Origin of the sequence: Carnobacterium sp. (assembly GCF_032094055.1) — a bacterium.
Taxonomy (GTDB): Bacteria; Bacillota; Bacilli; order Lactobacillales; family Carnobacteriaceae; genus Carnobacterium_A.
The window spans coordinates 3,375-5,988 of sequence record NZ_DAMDAK010000118.1; the positions used below are offsets into that span (position 1 = coordinate 3,375).

Genomic DNA, 2,614 nt, shown 5'->3' on the forward strand with positions numbered 1-2,614 from the left:
CATTACAAAAATGAAAAAACAGCTATCCGGCCGCTGGTTTTGCAAACAGTGAATAATTTTAAAATGATTCATCCCGACTTTGTGTTTAATTTAGATGATGCAATTGATGGAGAAGTTTATGTACCTATCTATCGAAATCATTTGGAACAAATACTCATTATTTTAATGGATAATGCTGTAAAGTATTCTACCGACCGTCAAGAAGTTCATGTTTCTATTGCGGTAGAAAATCAAGAATTGAATATTGCGATTCAAGATTTTGGGGAAGGTATGACACAAGAAGACACAGAAAAAATCTTTAATCGATTCTATCGTGTAGATAAAGCCAGAAGTCGGCACAAAGGTGGAAATGGTTTAGGGTTAGCAATTGCTAGAGAACTTTTGACAGGATATAAAGGTTCTATTTCTGTAGATAGTGTTTTAGGATACGGCTCTATTTTTAGGATCAAATTACCGCTTTACCAAGAACTAAATGATCAAGAAGTCCAAGAAACAGAAAATACCGTTAAATAAAAAAAAATTTCTGCTTTTTAAAAGCAGAAATCTTTTTTTATCTTCTTTGTTGTTTACCCGCATTGCGGCCATTTCTATTTTTAGAAGCAGTTTGTCTAGGCGTAGAATTAGCTGTTAGTGTAGGTTGTTCATTTAAAGGTTCAGCAGTTTTAATGACTCGTTCTTTTTTTGGACGATTTTTCATTTCTTCTGTTATTTGTGCTTTGATTCTTGGTTTGAAGTAGAAGTTTGTAATCAAAGTTTGGAAAACTCCAAAGAATCCACCAACTAACCAATATAAACCTAATCCAGCCGGAGAAGAAATGGTAAACATCAAAATCATGATCGGATTCATATACATCATGGTTTTCATCTGTTTCTTTTGTTCAGGTGCTACACCAATCATCGAAACATAAGCTTGTACAAGATAAATCAGCCCAGCTGCAATAGCTAAAGGAATATTACGAACACCTAAACTGATACCCAAAAATGTACTATTAGCAATTTCAGGTGATAACCGAATGGCTTGGAACATGGCTGTGAAAATTGGCATTTGAATCAATAATGGCAAGCAGCCGATTCCGCCGAGCATACTCATATTGTTATCTTTATATAACGCCATTAAGTCTTGTTGAGCGACTGCTTTTTCTTCAGGAGTAACAGCAGCTTTTTGTTTAGCTTGAATGGCATCCATTTCAGGCTTGATGAAAGCCATTCTTTCTTGCTGTGTTAAAGATTTCTTCGATTGGCTTAAATTTAAAGGCAAGATAATGATTCGAACAATTAATGTAATGATAATAATTGCAAAACCATAGTTTCCGTTAAATGTATCAGCTAACCAAATAATTAGTTGTTGTGTAGGAACAACTAAAAATTCGTAAATAAAACCTTTAGGATTACCTTGTTTATCTGTACTCATACAACCAGAAAGAAAGAGCATGACGCCTAAAAGCGATCCAGTCAAGAGAAGTTTGTTATTTTTTTTCATTGTTCACTATCCTTCATTAATGTTTTTTACCGATAACACACCAACTATACAGGATTTGTGAAGCGAATTCAATTACTTACTGAAAAATTATCTTTTGTAGGCAATGTGGCATCTTCTGTCAGATCAATATGCTCGACTTTTCCGCTTGGAGATGGCGATTTTCTTATTTCTTCAATAAAAGCATCAATTTTTTCTGGTTCTCCATTTGCTTCAATATAAACACTGCCATCGGATTCATTACGAACTATTCCGAAGACACCCAATTGGTCGGCTACCATCTTTGTCATGTAACGAAACCCTACTCCTTGAACACGTCCCTTTACAGTCAGCTTCACTTTTTTCATCGGTTTTCCTCCTAGTGGTTCAGATATTTTTGTTTTTTTATCGAAAGGCAAGTACTGTTGCATGCTCTCTTTGATTCGTTTAAAATTAACCATCTTTCAGAGACCTCACTTTCTAATGGAAAGTTGGAAAAAATAGTTGAAACTTCGGTATGTTATTATCCCTATTTTATAAGTACAAAAGGAATCCGTCAAATAATCTATAGATGGGTAAAGAATCAGAGTACTGGTATTGCGTTGGATCTCAAGATAGCATACAATTATTTTAGCTTTGTCCTTATTAAAGGAAAACAAATGGACGGAATAAAGACCATAGATGAATAGGTTCGCACAGAAAGGAAATAAAATGAAAACTCTAATTATTGCTGAAAAACCAAGTGTTGGCAAAGAAATTGCCAGAGTACTAGGAGCAAATCAAAAAAACAAAAATTATATTGAAGGTAAAGAAGTCATTATTACTTGGGCACTAGGCCATTTAGTGGGATTGAAGATGCCAGAAGATTATAAACCAGAATGGGCAACGTGGAATATGGAAAGTTTGCCATTGATTCCAGAAAAGATGCAAATCAAACCATTAAAAAATACAGAACATCAACTAAAAGCAATTAAACGCTTAGCACAACGAAAAGATGTTGGCCAAGCTGTGATAGCAACAGATGCAGGACGCGAAGGAGAACTTGTAGCTCGTTGGATCTTAGAATATAGCAAGTTCAATAAACCGGTGAAACGTTTATGGATTTCGTCCCAAACAGACCAAGCTATCCGTACAGGTTTTAAACAGCTGCAGCCGAGC

4 protein-coding genes are annotated in these 2,614 nt (G+C 35.1%); 2 read left to right on the forward strand and 2 right to left on the reverse strand.

The genetic code is table 11. From position 1 onward, the window contains the following. Positions 1–513, forward strand: a 513-nt coding sequence (locus tag RT405_RS12785; protein ID WP_313470184.1) for a HAMP domain-containing sensor histidine kinase, incomplete at its 5' end; no start/stop codon positions are given. Positions 514–550: 37 nt separating this feature from the next. Here RT405_RS12785 and yidC read toward each other — a convergent pair. Together yidC and RT405_RS12795 are read right to left on the reverse strand one after the other, a co-directional pair. Continuing rightward, the gene (yidC, locus tag RT405_RS12790; RefSeq protein WP_313470185.1) at positions 551–1,480 is read right to left on the reverse strand and encodes a membrane protein insertase YidC; all 930 of its coding nucleotides are present in this window, start codon (positions 1,478–1,480) and stop codon (positions 551–553) included. A 68-nt stretch (positions 1,481–1,548) separates the two neighbouring features. Next, the gene (locus RT405_RS12795; protein ID WP_313470186.1) at positions 1,549–1,824 is read right to left on the reverse strand and encodes an acylphosphatase; all 276 of its coding nucleotides are present in this window, start codon (positions 1,822–1,824) and stop codon (positions 1,549–1,551) included. A gap of 343 nt (positions 1,825–2,167) precedes the next feature. Here RT405_RS12795 and RT405_RS12800 point away from each other — a divergent pair. Continuing rightward, a partial coding sequence (locus tag RT405_RS12800; RefSeq protein ID WP_313470188.1) for a toprim domain-containing protein occupies positions 2,168–2,614 on the forward strand: 447 nt, incomplete at its 3' end.

What these genes read in the sequence shown, in the direction of transcription:
- RT405_RS12795 (WP_313470186.1), bottom strand. Translation starts at nt 1,824, where the DNA reads ATGAAAAAAGTGAAGCTGACTGTAAAGGGACGTGTTCAAGGAGTAGGG.
- yidC (WP_313470185.1), bottom strand. Translation starts at nt 1,480, where the DNA reads ATGAAAAAAAATAACAAACTTCTCTTGACTGGATCGCTTTTAGGCGTC.